Source organism: Rhizobium sp. BK008, assembly GCF_014197345.1.
Lineage (GTDB): Bacteria > Pseudomonadota > Alphaproteobacteria > Rhizobiales > Rhizobiaceae > Rhizobium > Rhizobium anhuiense.
In genome coordinates this window covers 1-1,800 of sequence record NZ_JACIFK010000023.1, presented here as the reverse complement: position 1 = coordinate 1,800, position 1,800 = coordinate 1, and the positions used below count along the sequence as shown (strand labels likewise).

General features: G+C 57.7%; 1 protein-coding gene and 1 pseudogene. One reads left to right on the top strand and one right to left on the bottom strand.

Going from position 1 to position 1,800, the window contains the following annotated elements; translation table 11 throughout:
* Positions 1-334 (top strand): annotated as a pseudogene (locus FHT69_RS33935) (ISNCY family transposase); the annotation flags it as partial.
* A 299-nt stretch (positions 335-633) separates the two neighbouring features.
* On the opposite strand, the gene FHT69_RS33930 reads toward FHT69_RS33935, so the two are convergent.
* Positions 634-1,665, bottom strand: a complete 1,032-nt coding sequence (locus tag FHT69_RS33930) for an IS110 family transposase (RefSeq protein WP_097596471.1) — start codon at positions 1,663-1,665, stop codon at positions 634-636.
* Positions 1,666-1,800 lie beyond the last annotated feature (135 nt).

Below are 1,800 nucleotides of genomic sequence, written 5' to 3'. Positions count from 1 at the left end.
AGCCGGCCTGGTTTCGAAGAAGCGATCACGACCGAGCAATCGGCGCCACAGCGAGGAGTTTCGCAATGCGGCGCTGGATCTGATCCGCGAGCGCTATCTGGATTTCGGCCCGACGCTGGCCCGCGAGAAGCTGATCGAACTGCATCACATCTCGGTGGCCAAGGAGACGTTGCGCCAATGGATGACCGAGGCCGGCATCTGGATCTCGCGGCGCGAACGCAAGAAGCGGGTTTTTCAGCTGCGTGGCCGGCGGGATTGTCTCGGCGAACTCGTCCAGATCGACGGCTCGCATCACTGGTGGTTGTCTAATCGCATTCCATCCGTCAAGCTGATTTGAGCATTCCTCGACGTTGCCGTCTTGCGGGATGGGAAAGACGGCTAGACTGTTTGGATGGATCTGCCCTCATCGGCCGTACCGGCAGAGCTGTCCATTGCTGGGCGCAGGGTTGTCTCCGCGGTCGACAGATGTCGCCGCACAATGGTCTTCGCAGGTGGGATCTTCCTAATGTTCGAGGCGCAGTCTCAACGAGCTGCAGCCACTAGAAGCGGAATGATCCTGCCCACGTCCGCAGCGGGGACGCTCAGCGCCTCTAGTTAGATGACGCGCTGAGGGATGAAGGCTGAGCGCATCGCCTATACAGCGGCACCAGCCGATGCGTTGAACACTTCTCCTGTTCTGAGCATGCTGTGCATGATGACCGCAAGCTTTCGGGCAACCGCCACGGCGGCGCGCTTGAAGCCAAGTCGCTCGCGCAGCTTAAGTCCCCAGCTCTTGAGACTGCTCTCGGCCCTGGCGCTGGTTCTCGTCAAAAGCACTGTCGCCGCTTCATAAAGCAGCCCACGTAAACGATTGTCCCCCCTTCGCGAGATATGGGCGTCATAGTCGACCTCACCTGACTGATAACGTCGCGTTGTCAGCCCAAGCCAGGCGCCGACCGAGCGTGACGTTCGAAAGTTTTCTGGATTTTCAATTGCCGTAACGTAGGACACCGCTGTGACTGCGCCGATTCCCGGGATTGTCATCAATAGCTTCGTGGCTTCGCTTTGACGGGCCACTATAAGCAACTGGCGACCAAGATCGGCGGCGCGCTTGCGGATATCGTGCCACGCGTCCAAAAGAGGCAAGATGATCTTCGCAAGCTCGTTGTTCCCGTCCAAAAGCTTCCGCACATCGCCATCAAACACTCGACCCTTCGCTTTCGGGATGATCAGACCGAAGGTCTTCATCAGGCCGCGGATTTGATTGCCGAGTTGCGTTGAGATGTACAGGAGTTGTTCGCGGGCAGCCACCAATGAGCGGGTCATCATAGCGTCAAACGACTTGACGCGAACCGCTTTGTAAAAACCGGCTTCAGCGAGTTGAGCTAAACCATCCGCATCATTGGCATCGGTTTTGTTGAGCGTCTCGTTCAATACCTTTTGCGCGTGCCGCGCTTCTATACAGATCGCCGGCACTCCCTCGCTCGTCAGCACGTGATAGAACCACGTCGACAACGGTCCCGTCTCGAATACGACGCGCCGAGCGTAAGGGGCATGCTTGCGGATCATCTCCGCCAGAAGTTTTGGATCCGAAGGACATTTCCCCCGCCAGATCCGCTTCCCGTCTTCGCGGATCGAAATTGCCGTATCTTTCAATGAAACATCAAGGCCAATATATTGGTTCATGGTTGCCTCCATCCGATGTTTGGGCCCGGTTCCAATCGAGAGCCCGTTTTTCCATCTTATCGGGGGCAACCACCCTCGCCAGACCAAAAGCCGCAGACGATCGCGCCGCGATTACTCCATGTTCGAGAACCGCGG

What these genes read in the sequence shown, in the direction of transcription:
- FHT69_RS33930 (WP_097596471.1), bottom strand. Translation starts at nt 1,665, where the DNA reads ATGAACCAATATATTGGCCTTGATGTTTCATTGAAAGATACGGCAATT.